The organism is Chitinophaga sp. 9-1-y (assembly GCF_059511905.2).
The window spans coordinates 4,371,429-4,395,223 of record NZ_CM197955.1 but is presented as its reverse complement, the minus strand read 5'-3'; the positions used below and the strand labels follow the sequence as shown (position 1 = coordinate 4,395,223).

At 46.0% G+C, this 23,795-nt stretch carries 19 protein-coding genes; 17 read left to right on the top strand and 2 right to left on the bottom strand.

Translation table 11 applies throughout. The features are described 5' to 3' along the window. Positions 1 to 92: 92 nt before the first annotated feature. Together AC5ZC7_RS17275 and rpiA are read left to right on the top strand one after the other, a co-directional pair. Positions 93 to 1,337 (top strand): FAD-dependent oxidoreductase, encoded by a 1,245-nt coding sequence (locus AC5ZC7_RS17275; protein ID WP_496157663.1) that lies wholly within the window; start codon positions 93 to 95, stop codon positions 1,335 to 1,337. Positions 1,338 to 1,477: 140 nt separating this feature from the next. Beyond that, a complete protein-coding gene (rpiA, locus tag AC5ZC7_RS17270) occupies positions 1,478 to 2,179 on the top strand; it encodes a ribose-5-phosphate isomerase RpiA (RefSeq protein ID WP_496157664.1) in 702 nt (233 codons plus the stop codon). Here rpiA and AC5ZC7_RS17265 read toward each other — a convergent pair. Beyond that, positions 2,145 to 3,428: an MFS transporter gene (locus AC5ZC7_RS17265; protein WP_496157665.1), complete on the bottom strand. Its 1,284-nt coding sequence runs from the start codon at positions 3,426 to 3,428 to the stop codon at positions 2,145 to 2,147. The genes rpiA and AC5ZC7_RS17265 overlap by 35 nt on opposite strands. A gap of 258 nt (positions 3,429 to 3,686) precedes the next feature. Between AC5ZC7_RS17265 and AC5ZC7_RS17260 the strand changes: the two genes are divergently transcribed. Beyond that, positions 3,687 to 3,878 (top strand): cold-shock protein, encoded by a 192-nt coding sequence (locus tag AC5ZC7_RS17260; protein WP_079472790.1) that lies wholly within the window; start codon positions 3,687 to 3,689, stop codon positions 3,876 to 3,878. Positions 3,879 to 4,032: 154 nt separating this feature from the next. On the opposite strand, the gene AC5ZC7_RS17255 is transcribed toward AC5ZC7_RS17260, so the two are convergent. Next, positions 4,033 to 4,986: a nitrilase-related carbon-nitrogen hydrolase gene (locus AC5ZC7_RS17255; protein ID WP_496157666.1), complete on the bottom strand. Its 954-nt coding sequence runs from the start codon at positions 4,984 to 4,986 to the stop codon at positions 4,033 to 4,035. Positions 4,987 to 5,100: 114 nt separating this feature from the next. On the opposite strand from AC5ZC7_RS17255, the gene AC5ZC7_RS17250 reads away from it, so the two are divergent. The 14 genes from AC5ZC7_RS17250 to AC5ZC7_RS17185 all read left to right on the top strand — a co-directional run bounded on the left by AC5ZC7_RS17250 (position 5,101) and on the right by AC5ZC7_RS17185 (position 23,776). After that, positions 5,101 to 7,341, top strand: a complete 2,241-nt coding sequence (locus AC5ZC7_RS17250) for a helix-turn-helix domain-containing protein (protein WP_496157667.1) — start codon at positions 5,101 to 5,103, stop codon at positions 7,339 to 7,341. A 229-nt stretch (positions 7,342 to 7,570) separates the two neighbouring features. Continuing rightward, positions 7,571 to 7,711, top strand: coding sequence for a hypothetical protein (locus AC5ZC7_RS17245; protein ID WP_496157668.1), 141 nt, complete (start codon positions 7,571 to 7,573; stop codon positions 7,709 to 7,711). Between the two features lie 29 nt (positions 7,712 to 7,740). Continuing rightward, positions 7,741 to 8,496, top strand: coding sequence for a heterodisulfide reductase-related iron-sulfur binding cluster (locus AC5ZC7_RS17240; protein ID WP_496157669.1), 756 nt, complete (start codon positions 7,741 to 7,743; stop codon positions 8,494 to 8,496). Then, the gene (locus AC5ZC7_RS17235; protein ID WP_496157670.1) at positions 8,477 to 9,856 is read left to right on the top strand and encodes an LUD domain-containing protein; all 1,380 of its coding nucleotides are present in this window, start codon (positions 8,477 to 8,479) and stop codon (positions 9,854 to 9,856) included. The genes AC5ZC7_RS17240 and AC5ZC7_RS17235 overlap by 20 nt, the downstream gene beginning before the upstream one ends. Further along, positions 9,853 to 10,425, top strand: a complete 573-nt coding sequence (locus AC5ZC7_RS17230) for an LUD domain-containing protein (RefSeq protein WP_496157671.1) — start codon at positions 9,853 to 9,855, stop codon at positions 10,423 to 10,425. The genes AC5ZC7_RS17235 and AC5ZC7_RS17230 overlap by 4 nt, the downstream gene beginning before the upstream one ends. A 1,105-nt stretch (positions 10,426 to 11,530) precedes the next feature. After that, the gene (locus AC5ZC7_RS17225) at positions 11,531 to 13,381 is read left to right on the top strand and encodes an SDR family NAD(P)-dependent oxidoreductase (protein ID WP_496157672.1); all 1,851 of its coding nucleotides are present in this window, start codon (positions 11,531 to 11,533) and stop codon (positions 13,379 to 13,381) included. Positions 13,382 to 13,463: 82 nt separating this feature from the next. Then, positions 13,464 to 14,312 carry a polysaccharide biosynthesis/export family protein gene (locus AC5ZC7_RS17220; RefSeq protein WP_496157673.1) on the top strand — a complete coding sequence of 283 codons (849 nt, stop codon included), beginning with the start codon at positions 13,464 to 13,466 and terminating at the stop codon, positions 14,310 to 14,312. Between the two features lie 11 nt (positions 14,313 to 14,323). After that, the gene (locus AC5ZC7_RS17215; RefSeq protein WP_496157674.1) at positions 14,324 to 16,714 is read left to right on the top strand and encodes a polysaccharide biosynthesis tyrosine autokinase; all 2,391 of its coding nucleotides are present in this window, start codon (positions 14,324 to 14,326) and stop codon (positions 16,712 to 16,714) included. 19 nt (positions 16,715 to 16,733) lie between these two features. Beyond that, positions 16,734 to 18,014: a nucleotide sugar dehydrogenase gene (locus AC5ZC7_RS17210; protein ID WP_496157675.1), complete on the top strand. Its 1,281-nt coding sequence runs from the start codon at positions 16,734 to 16,736 to the stop codon at positions 18,012 to 18,014. Positions 18,015 to 18,062: 48 nt separating this feature from the next. After that, the gene (locus tag AC5ZC7_RS17205) at positions 18,063 to 19,055 is read left to right on the top strand and encodes an NAD-dependent epimerase/dehydratase family protein (protein WP_496157676.1); all 993 of its coding nucleotides are present in this window, start codon (positions 18,063 to 18,065) and stop codon (positions 19,053 to 19,055) included. Positions 19,056 to 19,114: 59 nt separating this feature from the next. Then, entirely contained in the window at positions 19,115 to 20,251 is a 1,137-nt protein-coding gene (locus AC5ZC7_RS17200) for a polysaccharide pyruvyl transferase family protein (RefSeq protein WP_496157677.1), read from the top strand. Beyond that, positions 20,224 to 21,831, top strand: coding sequence for an oligosaccharide flippase family protein (locus AC5ZC7_RS17195; protein WP_496157678.1), 1,608 nt, complete (start codon positions 20,224 to 20,226; stop codon positions 21,829 to 21,831). The genes AC5ZC7_RS17200 and AC5ZC7_RS17195 overlap by 28 nt, the downstream gene beginning before the upstream one ends. 2 nt (positions 21,832 to 21,833) lie before the next feature. Next, a complete protein-coding gene (locus AC5ZC7_RS17190; RefSeq protein ID WP_496157679.1) occupies positions 21,834 to 22,700 on the top strand; it encodes a glycosyltransferase in 867 nt (288 codons plus the stop codon). A gap of 11 nt (positions 22,701 to 22,711) precedes the next feature. Continuing rightward, positions 22,712 to 23,776: an EpsG family protein gene (locus AC5ZC7_RS17185; RefSeq protein ID WP_496157680.1), complete on the top strand. Its 1,065-nt coding sequence runs from the start codon at positions 22,712 to 22,714 to the stop codon at positions 23,774 to 23,776. The last annotated feature ends 19 nt before the right edge of the window (positions 23,777 to 23,795 follow it).

Sequence of the window (23,795 nt, the reverse complement as noted above, 5' to 3'; positions counted from 1 at the left end):
ATATCTCTCCCGCCTGATGGTGGGAGATAAACATTATCCTGAACAGGAAGCCCCGCGAGTGAAAACGCGGGGCGATCCAATTAATTGAATATATGAAAGCAATCGTCATAGGCGGCGGTATTATTGGTCTTAGCAGCGCTTACTACCTGCAGGAAAGCGGTTGGGAAGTAACCGTTATTGATAAAGGAGATTTCAGCAACAACTGCTCCTATGGCAACCTGGGTATGATTGTACCCAGTCACTTTGTACCATTGGCGGCGCCAGGTATTGTATCACAGGGAATTCGCTGGATGTTCAACAGCAAAAGCCCCTTTTACGTAAAACCTGCGCTCAGCAAACAGCTGATCAGCTGGGGCCTGAAATTTATGAAGAGCGCCAATGCACAGCATGTGGCCGCATCTGCATTGCCCCTGCGGGATATCAATCTCTTTAGCCGCTCCCTGTATACAGATCTTGCACAAACGAACGGCTTTCAGTTTGGTCTCGAACGCAAAGGCATTATCATGTATTATAAAACGGCCGCTGTGGAAGAGGAAGAAGCGCATATGGCGCATCAGGCCAATGACATGGGCCTGGATGCTGTGGTGCTGGATAAAGCCGCCCTGCAACAGCTGGAACCGCAGCTGGAGATGGATGTGCTGGGAGGCGTGCATTATCGTTGCGATGGGCACCTCTATCCCAATGACCTCATGCAGCAGCTGATCGCTTATTTGAAACAAAAGAAAGTACAATTTCTCCCGAATAAAGAAGTAACTGCCATCAAAACCAATGGGCAAAAAGTAACGGGAGTATCTACCGGCAGTGAAACACATACGGCCGATTTATTTATATTGGCCGCCGGTTCCTGGACGCCTGCAGTAGCACGTTTGGCGGGAGCAGCAGTGCCTATGATGCCTGGTAAAGGCTACTCTGTTACCCTGGAATCACCGGCGGTGAACCTGAATATCCCGGCTATTTTATGCGAGGCCAGGGTCGCCATGACACCCATGGGAAACAGGCTGCGCTATGGAGGTACCATGGAAGTAGCGCCGGTAAACGAAACAGTAAATATGAACCGTGTGGCAGGTATCGTGGATTCTATACAGCATTATTTTACCAATCTCCCGGTAACCATGCCTGAAAAAACAGCCGTGTGGAGTGGCTGCAGACCCTGTTCTCCGGATGGTTTGCCTTACATTGGCCACCTCCCCGGCTACCAGAACTTTTTACTCGGCGGAGGACATGCCATGATGGGACTCAGCCTGGGACCCGCTACCGGTAAGCTGTTGACAGAACTCGCCAACCAACAAAAAACAAGCATCGATATCAAGGCATTTTCGCCAACGAGATTTAGATAGAGCGGAAAGCAGAAAGCGGAAAGCAAAAAGCTATTGAAGCGAATGATCAGAGCGGATATTTAATTTTTCGCTTTCATCATTCCCCTCAATAGCTTTTTGCTTTCCGCTTTCTGCTTTCCGCTTTTCATTATATTTGATTCATGCAAACAGATATCGGAAAAAAAGCCGCGGGAGAAAAAGCGGCCAGCTATATTAAATCAGGAATGACCGTCGGTTTAGGTACTGGCAGTACCGCTTATTACACCATTATGCGTATAGGCGAGATGGTGAGAGAGGGACTGGAAATTAAAGCAGTAGCCACTTCCCAGCAATCTGCCCGGTTGGCGGTAGAACAAGCCATTCCATTGGTAGATTTTGATCAGATAGCGCAGATAGATATAGATATTGATGGGGCAGATGAGGCAGATATGCAACTGCAACTGATTAAAGGAGGGGGAGGCGCGTTGCTGCGCGAGAAAATTATTGCTGCCGCCTCCAAAGAAATGCTGGTAGTGATAGATGAGCAGAAACTGGTGAAGCACCTGGGTAAATTTCCATTGCCGGTAGAAGTGGCCACTTTCGGCTGGGAGCTTACTTTTAAGCATCTCGCAGCGTTAGGCGCCCACCCGGTATTGCGTACAAAAGATAACAACCGCTTTGTAACGGATAACGGGAATTACATCCTGGATTGCCATTACCAGAAAATTCATAATGCCCCGGCGTTGCATACACAACTCAATAACATTCCCGGCGTAGTAGAGATTGGCTTATTTCTCGACTACGCCAGCAGGTTGATTGTTGGGCACCAGGATGGTACGGTTAGGGAAATCACGCATCCTTATCCAGCAAAGACGTCTTTTTAGTATCGCGGGAGCTGAGATATACCAGCAAAGAGATGAAAATGCAAATGGTCACGTACCAATAATACATCGGTTCATGCCCTGTCTTTTTAAAATACAGGGCTATGGGTTCCGCTGTTCCTCCAAAAATGGCTACGGTAATGGCATAAGGGAATCCCACACCCAATGCCCGTACTTCTGCAGGAAACATTTCTGCTTTTACCACTGCATTAATCGATGTATAGCCACTCACAATGAGCAAAGCCAGGAGTATCAGCCAGAAGGCGGTCCATTCCGAACTGGTTTGGCTGATGGCGGTGAGAATGGGTACGGTAAACAAAGTACCCAACACGCCGAAGCCTATCAGCAGCGGTTTGCGGCCATACATATCCGAGATCCAGCCAAACAGTGGCTGTAAACAAGCAAAAATCAACATCAGGAAAAAGGTAATGGTGGTGGCATGTTCAATGCTCAGGTGTACCGTATTTACCAGGAATTTCTGCATGTAGGTGGTATAGGTATAGAAGGCCAGCGTGCCGCCCATGGTGAGTCCTACAACGGTCAACACCGCCCTGGGATGCTGACGGAACAGTAATTTCAGCGAGCCTTTCTCTTTTTCATTTTTTATCTGCTCGAAAGAAGTCGACTCCTGCATATGCCTGCGCAGATACAGCGCGAAAAGCGCCAGGGCAGCACCAATCACAAAAGGAATGCGCCAGCCCCACTCGTGTAGCTGGGGAGCAGTTAAAAACACTTTCTGTAGCAGCATTTGCACGCCCAATGCGGTCAATTGCCCTCCAATCAGGGTTACATACTGAAAACTGGAATAAAAGCCCCGTAATTCAGGGGTAGCCACTTCGCTCAGGTAGGTGGCAGAGGTGCCGTATTCACCACCCACGCTCAGGCCTTGTAACAACCTGGCCAGCAGGAGCAGGGCAGGCGCGATGACGCCGATTTGCTCATAAGAAGGTGTAAACGCAATCAGCAACGATCCCAGCGACATCAACAGCACAGATAGCGTCATGGAGGCTTTCCGGCCCTGCTTATCCGCGATGCGGCCAAATAGCCAGCCCCCAATGGGGCGCATCAGGAACCCTACCGCGAAAATGGCGGCTGTATTGAGCAATTGGGCAGTATAATTACCCTTCGGGAAGAATATCGGCGCAAAATAGAGGGAGAAAGTGGCGTAAATGTACCAGTCGTACCATTCTACCAGGTTACCCGCAGATCCGGTTAATATGGCTTTTATTCGCCATGCGTCAGGTTGTTTCATATATAACGCGAAAATATATTTTAATATGGAATTATGAGCCAGCGCGGCCCTGGCGTGGAACAACTTTTAAAAAAAATTAGGCTTGTATTAGGGAATCCCCTATCTTCGTACCGCTTCTTAAAGATAATGTATTGCAATTCTGTTGGTAGATCACCTCTCACATTCAGCTTTTACTTACACTTTTTCTTGTAGTTGCCAGGTAGCCGCCTGCTGTTAATTAAATGGCGAGAACACGTTCACAATTAAATATTAAATATAATGCAAACAGGTGTAGTAAAATTTTTTAATGAAGCTAAAGGTTTTGGATTCATTAAAATCGAAGGTTCCGGACAAGAAATTTTTGTTCACGTATCTGGTATCAAAGAAAGCATCGGCGAAAATGACCGCGTAGTATTCGACGTGGAAGAAGGCAGAAAAGGCCCGAATGCTGTTAACGTAAGACTGGCATAATTTATTTTATAATAGTTTTGTTATAAACCGCTCCTGCTTTGCAGGGGCGGTTTTTTTTATGTAGCATATGCTGCATAAAAAAACGCTCCCGTCATGGAGCGTTTTTTTATGATAGCTTTAAAGCATATCATAGCACTTATAAGCGAACCAATCACTAAGCTTTATCTTGTAGCCATACCACTTTCTGTACAGATGCATGCGGCGCCGCAATCACTGCACCATATAAATCAGGCCTGCGTGCGAGGCGATAACGATGTCCGCCGGCTTCAGTTAATTTATTTCGTGTAAGCGTTGCTGTTACTACATCATCATCCAGTTTCCGGCATTCTGCAATCACATCCCCAAACGGATCCAGGATCATAGAGCAACCATTTTTTAACTGGTCGTCATCCATGCCAATTGGGTTGGAGAAAACCGCATATACCGCATTGTCGTATGCGCGCGCCGGTAACCACTTCATCAGCCAGGAACGGCCTTTCATGCCGTCAAATTCCAGTCGCAGCGAAGTAGGGTCGGTATGACGCAGCTCCCACAGCTTCGGATCCACGAAACCTGCACCGGGCCGTGTAGATGGCGTACACATCGTCACATGCGGCATGAAAATAATCTCCGCCCCCAGCAACGCTGTAGCGCGTACATTTTCCGTGATATTGTTATCGTAGCAGATCAGCATACCGCATTTCCATCCTAACAAATCAAATACAACATATTCATTTCCTGGCGTGAGGTGCGGATTGATAAACGGATGCAGCTTCCTGTATTTAGCTACCAGCCCGTTTTTATCTACACATACATAGGCTTTAAATAAGTTATCGTTAGCGTCTTTTTCAAATAATCCCGCCAGTACCGCAATATTATTTTCGGCGGCAATTTCCTGCAGCGCTTTAATGGACGGACCGTCCGGAATAAATTCAGACAATTCCAGCATTTGCTCTTTTGATAAATGCCGGGCAAAAGTATAGCCGGTTACAGAACATTCGTGAAAAGCTACTGCCTGTGCACCGTCTGCCGCCGCGCGGGCAGATAAGGTACGGATCACGCTGAGGTTATAGGCTTTGTCGTTGCTCTTGTTTTCGAACTGGGCGGTCGCTATTTTGATGGTTTCCATGTAAATGTATTTTGTTGGCAAAAACTGGAGCGAATATAGGGGTGATTTAGTTATGACGATGTTAAGAATGTCTGCACGGCTTTTCTTATATTTGCAGTTTCAATTTATAACTTAATGCCCCAACCGGATAATTCGAATACCATCTTTCACCTGGCGGCAGATTTCATAAACCATACACACCGCCATATCTTCCTTACCGGTAAAGCCGGTACAGGGAAAACTACGTTCCTGAAGTACATCAAAGAACATACAAAGAAAAATACCGTAGTGGTAGCACCTACAGGCGTAGCTGCTATTAACGCGGGCGGTGTTACCATGCACTCTTTTTTTCAGCTGCCTTTCGGACCCTTTATCCCCGGCACTAAAAGAGGTTTTGGCATGGATGAAATCAGCAGTACAGACAAACATAGCCTGTTCCGTAATATTCGTTTTACAAACGATAAAAAAGTGCTGTTGCAGGAAATGGAACTACTCATCATCGACGAGGTGAGTATGGTGCGCTGTGATATGCTGGATGCGATTGATGTCATTCTCCGCCACTTCCGCAATAAACCGCTGCTGCCTTTCGGAGGTGTACAGGTGCTGTTTATTGGCGATCTGTACCAGCTTCCGCCCGTAGTGCCGGATGCAGAATGGCAGATGCTGTCTGAATACTACAACAGTACATTTTTCTTCGCGGCCAAAGCAATAGAACAGGCGCCGCCACTCTATATCGAGCTGAAGAAAATTTACCGGCAAAATGAACAACATTTCATCGATATACTCAACCGGGTACGTAATGCCGAAGTACTCCATGAAGACCTGGTACTGCTGAATGAGCATTATCAGCCGAATTTTAAGGGAGAAGACCAGGAATATATCGTACTCACTACCCATAACAGGAAGGCCGATGAAATCAATGCCCGGCGCCTGGCCGACATGCCGGGAAAAGTATATCGCTTCGAAGGCAAGATAGAAGGCGACTTCAGCGACAAGGCCCTGCCTACCGAATTACTACTGCAACTGAAAATAGGGGCACAGGTGATGTTCCTGAAAAATGACCTTGCACAGCCCAGGCGGTATTACAACGGCAAACTCGCCACCGTCAAAGAAATTAGCGATGATGAAATTGTGCTGGTACTGGCAGGTTCCCATGAGGAATTAAAACTGGGCAAAGAAACCTGGCGTAATATACGCTACTCCTTTAACCAGGAAGAAAACAGCATAGAGGAAGAAGAAATAGGCAGCTTCACCCAGTTCCCGATCCGCCTGGCATGGGCTATCACGATCCATAAAAGCCAGGGCTTAACCTTCGAACGCGCCATTATTGACGCCGGGTATGCCTTTGCACCCGGACAGGTATACGTGGCCCTCAGCCGCTGTACCTCACTCGAAGGACTGGTACTGCACTCCCGCATAGGGCATGGCAGCATCAAAACAGACCGGCAGGTGATTGAATTTGCCGAAAAAGAAAATGAAGCGAACGAACTGGTGGTATTGCTGGAAATGGAACGGAAGAAATTCCAGGCCACTTCCCTGTTGCAGTTGTTCGACTGGTATCGTATGCAGGCTACTATTCGTAGTCATGCTGTCTGGATCCAGGATAAAAAAGTACCCGATTTTGATGCCGCTATCAAATTAAGTCGCAGCTTGTCTGCCAAAGTAGAACAACAGCAGGAGGTAGCCGCTAAATTTGTTGTACAACTGCATCAGTTGTTGGATACTGCCGTGCAAACTGGTGAAATGGAACAACTGGAGCAACGCGTCAATAAAGCCATCGGTTATTTCACGCAAAGCATCCACGACGACCTGATACTGCCTTTACAGGCACATATTGCAGAAGTAAAAAAGGCCAAATCAAAGAAATACCTGCTGCAACTCATGGCGCTGGAATCCGACTGCTGGAATAAGTTGCGTCATGTATGGGAGGTGTCTTATGCGGACCTGAATTTTACTGCCGGCCTGAAAGACTATACCAAGTTAAGGGACGCAGACGCCGCTGCTGCCGCTATTCCCGCTGCTGCTGCCAGAGAAAAGGCTGCAAAAGGCAAAGTGGAAAAAGGCGCCAGCCGTCGGGGTACCCTGGAATTATACCTGGCAGGTAAATCAGTTCCGGATATCGCTGCTGCCCGCCAACTGGCCATCGGCACCATAGAGAGCCACCTGGCGCAATGTGTGGAGGCCGGAGAAATGGATATCCACCGCTTTGTCCCGGAAAGAACCATGCGCCTCATCCTCAAACACATCGGGGAGCTTGGCGCCACTGCTGCCGGCCCTATCAAAGAAAGAGTAGGGGAAGCCGCCAGCTTCGCCGAAATCCGCGTGGTGCAATGGTACCTGAAGAAGAAACAGGAAGAGCAGATCATGAACGGATAACGCGAATGTTGTCTTTTTCAGGATTAGACTGATTATACTGATTTTTTGTTTTATAAGATTTGGGAAGATGTGGGCAGAATTTATCTGCTTATATCTTCCCAAATTTTTTTCATCTTCTCAAAATCAAAAAATAAAAATCAGTATAATCAGTCTAATCCTGAAAAAGACAAAAAATCATGGCAGGATAGTGCGGGTTGCAAATATCCCCGCGGTTTTTTACTTTCAGTCAGTGAAAAATAAGCCAGTAACCGGTAAAAAAGAGGTAGGATTACTGTTGCCTTGCCCGCTAAATTTGCATATTGCCAATAAGCATAAGCAGGGCGGCCTGGATGATCAGTACCTGTTTCCGTTGCTTACAGCTAATGGCTAACTGCTAACAGTTACTAAATTACTTTACCCGTGAAAGTAGGATTATTTATACCATGTTATATTGACCAGTTTTACCCGCAGGTAGGAATTGCTACCCTGCAGTTGTTGCAAAAACTGGGTTGTGAAGTGGACTTCCCACAGGGACAAACCTGTTGCGGCCAGCCTATGGCCAATTCGGGCTATGAACACCTGACACACCAATGTAACACCCTGTTTATTAAAAATTTCGCTGACTACGACTATATTGTAGGCCCTTCCGGTAGTTGCGTACTGCATATCAAGGATCATTTACATGATCCGGAGAAAGAAGATAAAGCCACACATATACGCCAACGTATATACGAACTGACGGAGTTCCTGACAGACATCCTGAAAGTGGAATCTCTGCCTGCCCGCTTCCCCTGTAAGGTGGGCCTGCACCAGAGCTGCCATGGTCAACGCGGACTGGCACTGGCGCAGATGAGCGAGCTGGTGGCGGCGCCATTTTCCAAGCCGGAGAAACTGTTGCGGATGGTAGAAGGCGTAGAGCTGATACCACTTGACCGGCAGGATGAATGCTGCGGGTTTGGCGGTACGTTCTGCGTGGCAGAAGAAGCCGTATCCGTAAAGATGGGGAAAGATCGTGTAGCCGACCACGTTAAACATGGCGCGGAGGTGATCACCGGAACAGACGTAAGTTGCCTCATGCACATGGAAGGCATTTTACGCCGGCAACATGCTGGTGTAAAAGTGATGCATATTGCTGAAATTCTCAATCAAAATATCCATGAACAGGCAAACAGCTGATCACGCAACACTGGCAGACAAGTTCAACGAAAATGAAGCCAGGGTTAACTGGCACGATGAAACGTTATGGTGGGTGCGGGCTAAACGCGACCGCATCGCATGGACTATCCCTGAATGGGAACTGCTGAGGGAAACCGCCTCGCAGATAAAAATCAATGCACTGGGCAATTTACATGACTACCTCCTGCAATTTGAACAGCAGGCGCAGCAAAACGGCGCCATTGTACATTGGGCAGCCGATGCCGCAGAGCATAACCGTATTGTAACAGACATCCTGAAAAAGCATGGCGTAAAACGGATGGTGAAGAGCAAGTCGATGCTAACAGAAGAATGTCACCTGAATCCACACCTGGAAGCCAACGGCATCGATGTAATAGATACGGACCTGGGAGAAAGAATTGTGCAGCTGGCGAAAGAACCGCCCAGTCATATCGTACTGCCTTGTATTCATAAAAAGAAGGAAGAAATAGGGGAGCTGTTTCACGAACACCTGGGCACACCCGCTGGTAATGCGGATCCGCAATTTCTGACGGCCGCCGCCAGGTTACATCTGCGGAAAGAATTTCTGCAGGCCAACGCGGCGATCACCGGGGTGAATTTTGCAGTAGCAGAAACCGGTGAAATGGTAGTATGCACCAATGAAGGAAATGCCGATATGGGGGCACACCTCGCAGATGTACATATTGCCTGCATGGGCATCGAAAAAATTATCCCGGAACGTAAGCACCTGGGCGTATTCCTGCGCCTGCTGGCACGCAGTGCTACCGGGCAGCCTATTACAACGTATTCCAGTCATTTCCGGGCGCCCCGGAAAGGCCAGGAACTGCATATTGTATTGGTAGATAACGGACGCAGCAGACAGCTGGGACGGGAAGATTTCCGCAACTCGCTGAAATGTATCCGTTGTGGCGCCTGTATGAACACCTGCCCGGTATACCGGCGCAGCGGCGGGCATAGCTATCATACGGCCGTTGCTGGCCCTATTGGCGCTATTCTGGCGCCTAACCTCGATATGAAGGATTATAAGGACCTGCCTTTTGCCTCTACTTTATGCGGTTCCTGTTCCAATGTATGCCCGGTGAAAATCGATATTCATCAGCAACTATATAAATGGCGGCAGGTGTTGGTGAAGGAGGGTTATACTTCTACCGCCAAAACAGCCAGCATGAAAATCATGACGGGCGTATTGTCCGCTCCCCGCACCTATAAAGCGGCCGGGAAAATGGGTAGATGGGTAATGCGTGCATTTCCCGGGATGGTGAACAACCGCATGAACCCCTGGTACAAACAACGGGAGATGCCTGCGCCACCGGCACAGTCGTTCTCCGAATGGTATGCAAAAAATAAAAAATCTTCATGAGCAGCAGGGATAAAATATTAGCCGCAGTAAAACAAAACCAGCCGGAGTTTGCACCGCTTCCGGCTTTGCAGGGACTCTCCGGAAATATGCCCGGTACGCTGGAAGCTTATCGTAAGGTCCTGGAAGCACTGGGGGGGACCCTGTTTGAAGTCAGCGATGAAACAGCCATTCCTGCGTTGCTGGCCGAACATTATCCGGATTTACAACGGGTGGTCAATGCCAGGGAGGTATCACGGGAATGGGCCAACGAAGATCCGCATTTACTGGAGGATGTAGACATGGCTATTGTACCCGGACAATGGGGTGTAGCAGAAAATGGTGCCATCTGGCTCACCGAACAGGAAATGCAGGTCAGGGTGCTGCCGTTTATTTGTCAACACCTGGCTATTGTGCTGCCCCGCCAAAATATATTGCCCACCATGCACGAGGCCTATGAAAAGATAGGTGCACCACAAACCGGGTTCGGCGTATTTATTGCGGGCCCATCCAAAACGGCAGATATAGAACAGTCGCTGGTACTGGGCGCCCATGGCGCTAAAAGCCTGGTTGTATTCATTACAGGCGCGTAAAGGAGAAAGCATAAAGCGTAAAGCAAAAAGCTATTGAGGCGAATGATCAGAGCGGATTTTGTCTTTGTACAGGATTAGACTGATTATTCTGATTTTTTATTTTTATTTTCTGGATAAAGAAAGATGGGAGAAGAAAGCAGGTACATCCGCTTTCTTCTCCCATTATCTTTTTAAATCTTTAAAAAATAATCAGAATAATCAGTCTAATCCTGTACAAAGACAAAATCCGCTCTGATCATTCGCCTCAATAGCTTTTTGCTTTCTGCCTTATGCTTTCCGATCTTAGTAAGGCATCCATATCGTTTTGTTATTTTTTAATAACTGAAGTATTTAAATAAATAGTTTACTAACTTTAGTACTATAATTTCAATAATTAGTAAATTGGTATGGTGTTTGTTCGAATGCGTGCGTTGCAAGAATTAATTTTAACGCAGGTTTTATAACCATATTTACTTAGCCATATTTTAGTCACACTGCGTTAACCAAAAAATTGAAAGACCATGACCATGTATCATCTATCTGACACTTTAGAGCATCGAAAGCCTAGCAAATCGTTACAACAAGAAGTACTGATGCATCACCACCAATGTTGCAAAGTTTCTTTAATAGTATTTAGTATGGGTAGCTTATTGAGCTGATCCGTTTTTTTTCGTATATCCGGTGTGGTTATCTGTTGTAATGGGGGATCCCTGTTGCGTTTTAGCGAATAATCATAGCGGAAATATTGGTTTTATAATCGCTTGTTTAAGCCGGTTCGGGCATGCTATGCACTATTAGATCTGTATTTTAAGGGAACTAGAAAATTTTTTTTCCACAGTTTACCTTTTGATAACAGAACTTATCAAATTTAGTATTTACTTTGTGCTAACTTTGAAAACCGAATAGTTTGTAAATCATTTTTAATACCCGGCCTGATTTAACTAACGCGACTCTATGAAAACCTTGAAAAAAACGCGGATGTAGTTAACCAGGCGAATGTAAATACATTTAATAACCATATCTTATTATTGAACCTATGGTGCGTAGTTCATCGTGGATTACCCCGTCATGGCTAATACTACTATTAGACCTGGGGTGTACCGTTATAGCAATCAATTTAGCCTTTTTGCTCAGATTTAATTTTGATGTAGAAGCATTGGCCGCTTATCCGATGTCGTATATCGGGCTCGTTGTACTGGGCATTAATCTGGTGCTGGCTTTAGTATTACGTACCTATCGCGGGATCGTCAGATTCACCAGCATGGCCGATATTGGACGTATAGCCGGACTCAATGTACTCAGCAGCTTTTTCCTCTTTGCGGTTGATCGCAGCCACCTGTTGGAAGCACGTCTCAATGCATTCCCGATTTCGGTGATACTGATCAACTTCTTCATCACTGCTTTCTTTCTCCTATCTTATCGCCTGCTGGTAAAATGGGTATTCAGATACCATAATAACTTCCGTAGCCACAGTCGTACCAGGGCCGCGATTTATTACACCGGTCACTCCAGCCTGATGCTGCGCAAGGCCATTGCCGATGATCCTGCCGCTGATGTCAGAATTACCGCATTCCTGGCCGATACCAAAGCGCATGCAGGGAAATCGATCGAAGGCTTGCCCGTCTATGCGTCCCGTAAAGGACAGTTGTTTAAAATGGTGAAAGAAGGGAAAATCACCCTGTTGCTCATCCCCAACGATCCGCTCGATGCAGCACACCTCAATGAGCTCGTAGAAGAATGTATCGCACTGAATATAAGAGTACAAAAAATTATTCCCGTGAGCGAATGGACAGAAGGAGCCGCTACCAACAATAGCATCCAATTGAAGGACCTCAACATCGAAGATCTCCTGGAAAGATCTGTCATCAGCATTAAAAATCAGCAGCTGAGTAAGGAACTCAAAGGCAAAAGTATCCTGGTAACAGGAGCCGCCGGTTCTATTGGAAGTGAAATAGTACGGCAACTCCTTAACTACGAACCTTCTGTGATTGTGCTGTGCGATAAGGCAGAATCCCCGCTGCATGAGCTGGAACTGGAAATCGCTGAGAAAGGCCTGAGTGTACCCATCATTCCTTTCATTGGTAATGTATGCGATAATGTACGCATGCAACAACTATTCGACATCTATGCACCCGCTATTGTTTACCACGCGGCCGCTTATAAACATGTACCGATGATGGAAAAAAATCCATCTATTGCGGTGATGAACAATGTGCTGGGGACCAAGATAGTAGCGGAACTGGCAGTAGAACATGGTGTGGAGAAATTCGTGATGGTATCTACTGATAAAGCAGTGAACCCTACCAATGTAATGGGCGCTTCCAAACGGATCGCAGAAATTTTCACCCAGGCTTATAACAATCAGCTGAATGAAAAATTTCTGAAGATGGGACCTGTGTATACGGCTACGCCTACACGCTTTATTACCACCCGTTTCGGAAATGTATTGGGCTCTAATGGCTCTGTTATTCCACGCTTTAAACAACAGCTGGAAAAAGGCGGCCCTATTACTGTAACACATCCGGACATCACCCGCTATTTTATGACCATTCCCGAAGCATGCCAGCTGGTGCTGGAAGCCGGCGCCATGGGACAGGGAGGCGAAATATTTGTATTCGACATGGGCAAACCCATGAAGATTGCAGAACTGGCGAGAAAAATGATTCGTATGACCGGCAAGGAACCTGGCCGTGATGTACAAATCGTTTTCACCGGCCTTCGCCCCGGGGAAAAACTCTACGAAGAACTATTGAATAATGCCGAAAATACCATGCCCACTTACCATGAAAAAATTATGATTGCCAAAGTAAGGCCGTCAGATTTTACAGAAGTAAATGAGCAGATAACTCAACTGATAAGCACTGCCAAAGGACATTACCTCACGCCAACAGTACAAAAAATGAAACAATTGGTGCCAGAGTTTATCAGCCAGAATTCTTCTTATGAAGAACTGGACAAAGACAAAATAAAAATGTAGCAGTATTACTGTCGCACTTGTATATCGCTCATTCGTTTTTTAATCAATGAGCTTGTTATTCATTTAAGAGCCATATCGTATAATGAAAATACTTAGTACGTGCAGGTGCTTTGCATCCGCTCATCAGATCTTATTTGCTGTCGTCATAGGTGCGTGCAGTCTTTTCCTGGCAGCTTGTTCGGGTCCTAAACATATTACTTATTTCAAAGATGTGCCGGATACTGCCAAACTAAGCATGGTGAATCTTACGGCTTACACTACACCAGTGATTCAGCCGGATGATATTTTACAGATCACGGTACAAACCATGGACCCAACGGCTACGGCGATCATGAATCAGCAGAATGTGCCTAATATACCCGCAACGGGCAGCACTACGGTGCCGGCGCCAGCAGCCACGGTAACCGGCGCTAACGTGAGCGGATACCTCGTAGATAAAGCAGGGACGGTAAGTTTACCCATGATCGGTAAACTCGAGGTGAAAGGCAAAACAACTGACCAGGTGCGGGATGAGATCCAAACCAAAGTGGCCGCTTTCTACAAAGACCCGGTGGTAAACGTACGCTTTGCGAATTTTAAAATAACCGTCCTGGGAGAAGTAGCCAGACCATCTTCCTATATCATGCCCAACGAAAAAGTAACGCTGCTGGATGCGCTGGGAGTGGCAGGAGACCTCACCATTTATGGTAAACGCGAGAACGTTTTACTCATCCGGAAGAAAAACGATCAACAGGAATTCGTTCGGCTGAACCTGAATGAAAGCCGTCTGTTTGCCTCGCCTTATTACTATTTACAGCAGGGAGATGTTATATATGTGGAGCCTAATAAATCAAAAGTAACGGCATCAGATGGCGCACGCTTAAGAAACATTACCATCGCGTCTTCTGTGATATCAGTACTGATTGTTTTACTAACCAGAGTTAAATTTTAAAGGGAGGGGATATGCACAATATTATAAAGACGGACAACCGGTTTCCTTTAAACGACATTCAACCTTTCGAAGAGCCGAAAGGCAGTGGATTAGACGTTCGTAAGATACTGGACAAAACCCTCCGCAACTGGTATTGGTTTGTCCTGTGTGTGATTGGATTGGCAGTTGTAGCCCGGCTATACCTGCGATACGCTTCACCGGATTATAAAATCAGTGCGAAGATCCTGGTACAGGATCAGCAGAAAGGAGGCGATATTCCCGGCGCTGAAATATTGGATCAGCTGGAACTATTCAATAACAAGAACAGTGTAGACAATGAAGCTGAAATATTAAAATCCCGCTCGCTCACAGAGAAAGTGGTAAAGGATTTACAACTGAATGTCACTTATTTTATTGCCGGTCATGTTAAGAAAACAGAAATCTACGAACGCCTGCCCATTGCGTTGCACTGGCTGGCATTGAAAGATACACTGACCTCCGTATCCTATACGGTGGCAACAGCAGGGAAAGACAGCTTTGCGCTGTCCCGCGAAGACCTGAAACTGCGTGGCAGATGGGGAGATACATTGCAACTGCAGGAAGGTGTACTGGTAGTAGAACGTAAAGCCATGTATCCTTTGCTGGATGAAGATATCCTGGTGAAGGTAATTTCTGTGGACCAGGCAGTAGCCGATTTCCAGAAACAATTTACCGTAACCATTCCTAATAAGCAGGTAAGTACCATCGACATGACTTATTCTTCCGGGGTACCTGCTAAAGGAGAAGCAATACTCAATAAGCTGATCGACGTATACCTGCATGCCAGTGTGGAAGATAAAAACCGCATTGTAGACAGCACCATTTCGTTTGTCGACAATCGCCTCGTGATTGTAAGCAAAGAACTGTCAGGCGTGGAAAACGACATACAACAATTCAAGCAGCAAAATAAGCTGGCGAATCTTGAGGAGCAGTCGAAACAGCTGGTGGTGGGCACCGGCGACCTGATGAAACAGTTGACTGATCAACAGGTACGTCTCTCCGTGGTAAGCGCACTGGAACAATACCTGGAAGATAATAAGAATGCTACGCATGTGGTACCATCCGCCCTCGTGGTGGCTGATCCTACCTTCGTTGGGTTGATAGGTAAGTACAATACCCTGCAGATGGAGCGCGACAGACAGTTGCTTACCAGTACAGAGGCCAATCCGTTTATAAAGAATATCAACGAACAGCTGGTAGGCTTGCGGGCAGATTTGCGGAGCAACCTGTTGTCCCTGAAGCAGGGCATACAAGTGAGCATCAATGAGCTGCAACAGAATGTTGGGGTGGTAAACCAGAAGATAGGAAAGGTACCGGCCACGGAAAGGGTGTTCCTGGATATCTCCCGGCAGCAGGCCATTAAACAGGAATTGTACTTATTCCTGCTAAAGAAAAGGGAAGAATCCGCGATCTCAAAGTCCTCTAACCTGGCGATCAGCAGAATCGTGGATCCGGCCAAGAGCGACGCCAAACCGTATAATCCTAATCCGTTGATTATCTATTTGTTGTCGTTTATTTTAGGGGTTGGTTGCCCGGCTACTATCTTTTACCTGAAAGAACTACTGAACAGACGGATTTTCCATAAGAAAGACGTCACCGACCAAACACCGGTACCAGTGATCGCGGAAATCGGGCATAACAACGGACAACAGCTCATTGTGGCCACGGCGAAGTCGAATTCCCCGGTAGTAGAGCAGTTCAGGGCTATGCGTACCAATTTACAGTTTATCCTTACCCGTGCCGGCGAAAAAGTGATCATGCTGACTTCCAGTATGAGCGGAGAAGGAAAATCTTTCGTAGCTACCAACCTGGCCGCAGTACTGGCTTTATCCGGTAAAAAGGTAGTGCTGCTGGAAATGGACCTGAGAAAACCCCGGATCTCTGCCAGCCTGGACATCCCCAACAACGTGGGTTTTAGTACCTACGTAATCGGTAAAACCCCGCTGGATCAGATTATCCGGCCTTCCGGTATACACGATAACTGTTGGCTGATTTCATCCGGCCCCATTCCGCCAAATCCGGCTGAACTATTATTGCAGGAGGAAACGGCGAAATTGTTTGAGACACTACGGGAACGGTTCGACTATATCATCGTGGATACCGCGCCCATAGGCCTTGTAACGGACGGGCAGCTGATCGCCCGGTTCGCGGATGCCACCCTGTTCTTAGTCCGTCAGAGCTATACTTTTAAAGAACAGCTGAAATTATCCAGGGATCTTTATATCCAGCATAAAATGCCCAAACTCAATATTATCATCAATGATGTGAAGACAGCTGGTACCTATGGATACGGCTATGGGTACGGTTATGGGTATGGGCATGATGGAATGGAGAACAAAAAAAGTACCTTTAGGAGATTAAAAAACATATTTAGAAAAAAATAACTACAAACGTACAACTCATATGGACGTAAAAATTGCAATTATTGGACTGGGATATGTAGGATTACCACTGGCGGTAGAATTTGCCAAAAAGTATAAGGTAGTTGGATTTGATATCAATGAAGCACGCATTAAAGAACTGAATGAAGGAGAAGACCATACGCTGGAATTGTCTTCCGCTGACCTGCAGCGGGTACTTACCACAGACAAAGCCGGTATCGGACTTTTCTGCTCCAATCAGTTGGACGATATAAAGGATTGTAATTTTTTCATCGTCACTGTACCTACACCGGTAGATAAAAACAACAGGCCGGATCTGACACCACTGATCAAAGCAAGTCAAACGGTAGGAAAAGTATTGAAAGCAGGCGACATTGTCGTGTACGAATCTACCGTGTATCCTGGCGCTACAGAAGACGATTGCGTACCGGTATTGGAAAAAACGTCTGGTCTGAAATTTAACAAGGACTTTTTTGCCGGCTATTCACCGGAACGTATTAACCCGGGAGATAAAGAACATACCGTATCCAAAATACTGAAAATTACATCTGGCTCTACCCCTGAAGTAGGAGACAAGGTAAACGATTTATATAAATCTGTGATCACCGCAGGTACTTACAAGGCCAGCTCTATCCGCGTGGCAGAAGCAGCCAAGGTGATCGAGAATGCACAACGTGACATCAATATTGCTTTTGTGAATGAGCTGGCAAAAATCTTCAACTGCCTGGGCATAGATACGGAAGAAGTACTGAAAGCGGCTGGCACCAAATGGAACTTCCTGAACTTCAGACCCGGTCTGGTAGGAGGACACTGCATCGGCGTAGATCCTTATTACCTCGCCCAAAAAGCGCAGGAAGCTGGTTACCATCCTGAAATCATCCTGGCAGGACGCCGGTTAAATGATAGTATGGGAGCATACGTATCTCAGGAAGTTATTAAACTGATGGTGAAAAAAGATATTGCTGTAAAAGGTGCGAAAATACTGGTGCTGGGCATTACGTTCAAAGAAAACTGCCCGGATGTACGTAATACCAAGGTAGTGGATATTCTCAAAAACCTGGCAGACTACAACACCAACATCACCATCCTTGATCCATGGGCGGAACCAGCAGAAGTAGAACATGAATACGGCTGGCAATCTGTAAAAGAACTTGCAGCAGGCAGCCAGTTCGACGCCGTAGTACTGGCCGTTTCCCATCATCAGTTTAAAACACTCGACATAAAACAATTGTGCAAACCTACCGCAGTGATTTACGATGTAAAAGGTACACTGCAGAGAGAGATTGTAGATGGCAGATTATAATTAAAAATAAACACAGGTATTTCAGGAATATTCGACAAACAGAAAATTATGTACAAACAGGCATATCATCAAAAGGACTTATCAGCATATAGCTTTTTAATCACAGGCGGCGCCGGCTTTATCGGTTCTAACCTGGTAGAATATCTCTTGAAATACGGTGCAAAAAAGGTACGGGTGCTGGACAATTTCTCTACTGGCTCCAGGAACAATATCGCGCCGTTTCTAAATAATCCGCATTTCGAACTACTGGAAGGAGATATCCGCCAGCAGGAAGATTGCCGGAAAGCGATGGACGGAATTGATTATGTATCACATCAGGCAGCCCTGGGCTCCGTACCCCGCTCTATCAATGATCCGGTAACTACCAACGAGGTGAACATCTCCGGCTTCCTGAACATATTGGTGGCTGCCCGTGATGCCGGTGTAAAAAGAATGATCTATGCAGCCAGCTCCAGCACATATGGAGATCATCCGGGATTGCCAAAAATAGAAGATCAAATCGGCAATCCATTGTCTCCCTATGCAGTCACAAAATATGTAAACGAATTATATGCGCAGGTGTTTTCCCGCACATATGATTTTCATACTGTTGGCCTCCGTTACTTTAACGTGTTTGGCCCCCGGCAAAATCCCAAAGGCGCTTATGCCGCCGTTATTCCCTTGTTTATTGATGCCGCCTTGCGTAAAGAAGTGCCCACTATTAATGGGGATGGCGAAACCAGCCGCGATTTTACTTTCGTTGAAAACGCAGTACAGGCCAATATTAAAGCCCTGTTCGCCGACGGGATCACCACTGCCGAAGTGATTAATATCGCCTTTGGCGAACGTACTACCCTCAATGAACTATGGGAAAAAATAGGTGCTATTACAAACTTTGTAGTACCTCCAACATATAAACCAGAACGTAAAGGCGACGTGAAACATAGCCTGGCAAATATCAGCAAAGCCCACCAACTGGTAGGATATCAGCCGGCATTTTCTGTAGCAAGCGGACTGGAAATTGCGGTGAACTGGTATCGCGATAACCCAACTTTTTTCTAACAAAAAAGACACGAATAGCAGCAAATAATATTTAAGCATTTTACTGGTATAAATTTGTTATGACAGGCAATCGAACTTACCTGAGGGGATACTATGGCCATAAAAACATAGGAGACGACGTATTCTGTGTAGTGGCAGACTGGACTTTTAAAAATAAGTTCGGCCTCCGGAACGCGCATGTGCAGGGTTTAAACCTGCCCCAACTGAAATATATACAGTCATCAAAGCTCTCTGCCAACAAGTATATCAAATACGGGCAGCTATATATGGAAGCATTGAAAAGCAGTAACATTATTCATGTTGGCGGCTCTACCTTCGGCGATGGCGCCACTTCCATCGTAGACGTGCGCAACATCTACCAATATAAAAATTTATACGCGCTCGGTATCTCTGTTGGACCTTTTAAAACAAAAGCGGATTTCAACTACATCAAAAACTATCTGAATAAATTCAGATACGTGTCTGTAAGAGATCAGCAGTCCATGGACTATATACAGGAAATGAAGCTGGAAGGTAAAGTGGAAAAGGGTTTCGATGTGGCTGCTTTGCTGCCGCTCATCGGCAATGATACTTCCTATGCCACCAGCGAATCTGCTGATACTTCCGACAATAGCCGGAAGGTAATCGGCATCAGCGTATGCAATTATGAGAAATACCATAACGGCAACCTGCAAAAAGAACAGGAACGGGAAGAACAACTCCTGCTGCTCTTGTCGTCACTACAGGAAATGTACTGTGGCGAAATAGAATTCCGCTTTTTCATTTTTAACGCCAATGAACACGTAGGCGATAAACCCCTGACGGAGCGCATCATTAGCCATGTGAAGGCATACAGAAGAGTTACCATCAGCCTCGTGGATTATGACCGCGATACACTCGGCTTCTGGGAGAATATGAAGAAATGTGATCTGTTCATCGGCTTCAGACTGCACTCTGCTATCATGTCGTACATCGCAGATATTCCCTTTATGTTGTTTGAATATCACGCAAAATGTACCGACTTCCTCAAGTCGGTAGGATATAACCCGGCATACCAGGTAGCAGCGCTTACTGCGCAGGACAACGCTGGCAGAAACAGCCTGCTGGACGACCTGGTGCATAAAAGAGCAACGCTCACTACCTTACCACAAGCCACCGCTACTAACATTGTATACAAAAATTTAGAAACATGCGCCAGTATCATTCAGCAGCAGTAGCTGATGCATCCATTGCATCCGAAGCGCCCAAACCGGCCATGGTATCCATTAAAACGGATATTGACTATAGAAGCAACTATAAAACAAACCTCTTTAGCAATGTAATGATCTTCGTATTGAATATCATCATCGGTTTGTTGTTGCCCTCTTTTTTTGTAAAATCACTCGGGGTAGCAGTATTCGGTATTGTATCCATCGGGTTGTCTTTGTATTCCTACGTGAACATTATCACTATTGCCATCAATGGTTCCCTGTCGAGGTTCCTCATGATGGATATGCAGCGCGATGATGTAGAAGGAATCAATCATACTTTCAATACCGCTTTCTGGACACAACTGGCCACCATTGTGGTGCTCGTCATCCCGGTGTTTTCTTTTTGTATTTTTTATGTAGACAGGTTACTCAACATCCCGGCAGGACTGGCAAATGATACCCGGGAGTTATATATACTGATGAGCGTTTCTTTTTCCCTGCTTATCATTGCTGGTGTATTTACCGCCATTGCGAATGCATACAACAAAGTATACCTCAAAAATATTGCGGACCGCATTGCCCTGCTGACCTACGCTATCCTGTCGCCCTGCCTGATCCTGCTGCTGGGTAAGTCTATTGTATACATCGGCATTGCTTATGCCATTGGTTCTGTAGCTACCTTGCTTTACAGTATCCGGATATGGAAAAGACTGTCGCCCTATATCAGCATCTCCATCAAAAGTTTCCGCAAGGAGAAACTGAAAGAAATTTTTGGTCTCGGAGGCTGGCTTACCGTGAATCATGTGGCTACGGTGTTATTTCTCAACATGGACTTGTTTATCATCAATATTTACCTCGGTCCTGCGGCGTCCGGGAAATTTGCAGCCGTAATGCAATGGGGCGTGTTGATCCGTGCATTGGGAGCCGTTGTATCCGGAGGAATTGGTACGGCACTGGTATTATTGTATACCCAGGGTAAAACAGAAAAGATGGCGGAGTTATCACAGCGTATTGTTCGGCTGCTGGCCATATTCCTGGCTTTCCCGGTAGGGATCATCTGTTGTTTCTCTAAATCTATTTTATTTTTCTGGTTGGGGAAAGACTACGTAGTGCTTGCACCACTCATGAATATGCTCACGCTGCACCTGATTGTAAATGTTTCTGTGATCCCGTTGCTCTCCATTTTCCAGGCATATAACAAAGCCAAAACACCTGGTATCATCACCCTGATATTGGGCGTGGTTAACTTCCTGCTAAGCCTGGGATTGGTGAAGTATACCAGCCTGGGTTTGTATGCAGTGGCAATAGCGAGCATGATTGTACTCACCATGAAAAACCTGCTCTTCACCACATGGTATGCATCGCGACTGATGCAGGTGAAAAACGGTTATTTCAAAGCCTTGCTGCCGGGGATTATTACGCTGGCAGTTATTGGTATACTAGGTACGGGGTGCTTATATTTTGTAAACCAGCACAATATTTTCCAGGTGGGATTATCGCTGGCAGTAGCAGGTGGGGGCGCTGCTTTGGTGGCCTATAAGTTTATTATTCCTGCAAACGACCGGCAATTTATCCTGGGAACATTTCTAAAAAAGAAAGCAGCATAGCAATGGCATATACACCTAAATTTTCTGTGGTACTTCCACTCTATAACAAGGAAGAAAGCATCGGAAAAACGATTCAATCCGTATTGGCGCAAACGCTGGGAGATTTTGAGTTGCTGGTAGTGAATGATGGCTCTAAAGATAAAAGCCGGGAAGTAGTGGCTGCTATTGCAGATCCACGGATACGGATTGTAGATAAGCCCAATGGCGGCGTATCCAGTGCGCGTAATACGGGTATCCGGGAAGCGCAGACCAGCTACATCGCATTCATTGATGGCGACGATTTATGGGCGCCGGATTTTCTGGCTACCATACAACAACTGATTATGAACTATCCAACCGCCAGCGTATTTGCTACAGGATTTGCCGGCATGACACGCAGCGGTGAAATAGGCAAACAACATATCGTGGCCGGCGGCGGCATTATTGGCAACTATTTCAAGCTGGTGCTGGATGGTGCGGTAATCCATTCTTCTGCTGTTTGTGTGAAGAAGGAAGCATTCAATAGCATACTGCCGTTTAATGAGAAAATTACGCATGGAGAAGACCTGGATGTATGGGCACGGCTGGCACAGCATTTCCAGGTGGCCATGAGCCCGGAAGTAAAGTCGTACTATATACAGGACGCGGAAAACAGGGCCTCCGGCAGGTTACCCGCCCCGGATAAGTCGCTGGTGTATTACATCGATACCGAAAATGTACAGGAACATTACCAGAAGAAATACTATCAGCAACTGATTGTAAGAAGGGTGATGAAATACCTGCAACATAAAAAAGTGAAATGGGCCCTGGTTATTGCAAAGAAATATAACCACTTTTTGGGAATAGGGGATTATATCCATTTCACATTTAGTATCATGAAAAAAGGATAGGTGTAAATAATATGCAGGTATTTTTTTGGGAAGATATTGTAGGCTACTTATTCGCTTTTTTTCTGGCGCTGCTATATGTGCTCAAGCTGGATATAAAGCGATGGAACGACAAGGGATTTGATAATCTCATTGCAGGCGTGATTGTGGCCTATATTATCCTGGTATTTGGTAGCCGTTCGGCGGATGTGGGAAAAGATACCGCGGCTTATATCGACACCTTTAACCGGGTGGCCGGTATGGGCAATCTCACCCTGGCTTTGCAAGGGGTAAAAGGGGATTTGCTCTTTTATGTATTTACGTATATCTGTAGCCGTTTCTTCAGCAGCCAGATCTACCTGGCTTTGATGGTAGTACTGCTGATGTGGCCGGTGACAGCCTTTACCTACAGGGTAACCGCTACCAAAAGATCTTTGTTGCTACTGACGTTTGTCAGCTTCTTCTTTTTCCAGGCGATTGGGATCAATATCATCCGTAATGGCGTGGCATTAGGGTTCACCATCCTGTACTTTGGGATGCACCGCAAAGAAGATACGTGGAAGAAAATACTTTGTGCTGTAGTGGCATCATTTTTTCACCTGTCGGTATTGGCTATTTTCCTGGCGGACCTCGGCATCCGGAAAATAAAGGATATCCGGCTTTTTTACGCCCTGCTGGCAGTAGTGTCTGTAGCGGCTTACCTGGGATTTGGATTTAATAACATTCCTTTTATATCAGAAGTAGCTTCACTGGACCGGATTTCAGGGTATACAGATAACGGGAGCGACTATAAGGTGGGGTTCCGTATTGATTTCTGGGCGTTCAATATCATTTTTGCGATCATTGGCCACTTCGGTAATCAGCTGGAGAAGAATGAATTTTACACGAGGATTTTTAAGCTGTACCTCGTAATGACAGCAGTGTTTTACCTCTGCTTTAACTTTGCTTTTTCTGATAGATTCGGGTTGTTATCCTGGATATTTATTCCGGTAATATTGTTTTACCCATTGTTGAAAATGCGGGCACCAGCGTTTAAACATTTTTATTACCTGCTTTTTATTTTAGCAATGAAACTGTTTTCGATTACATTTTTTAAATAAACCATCACTGACCATATCC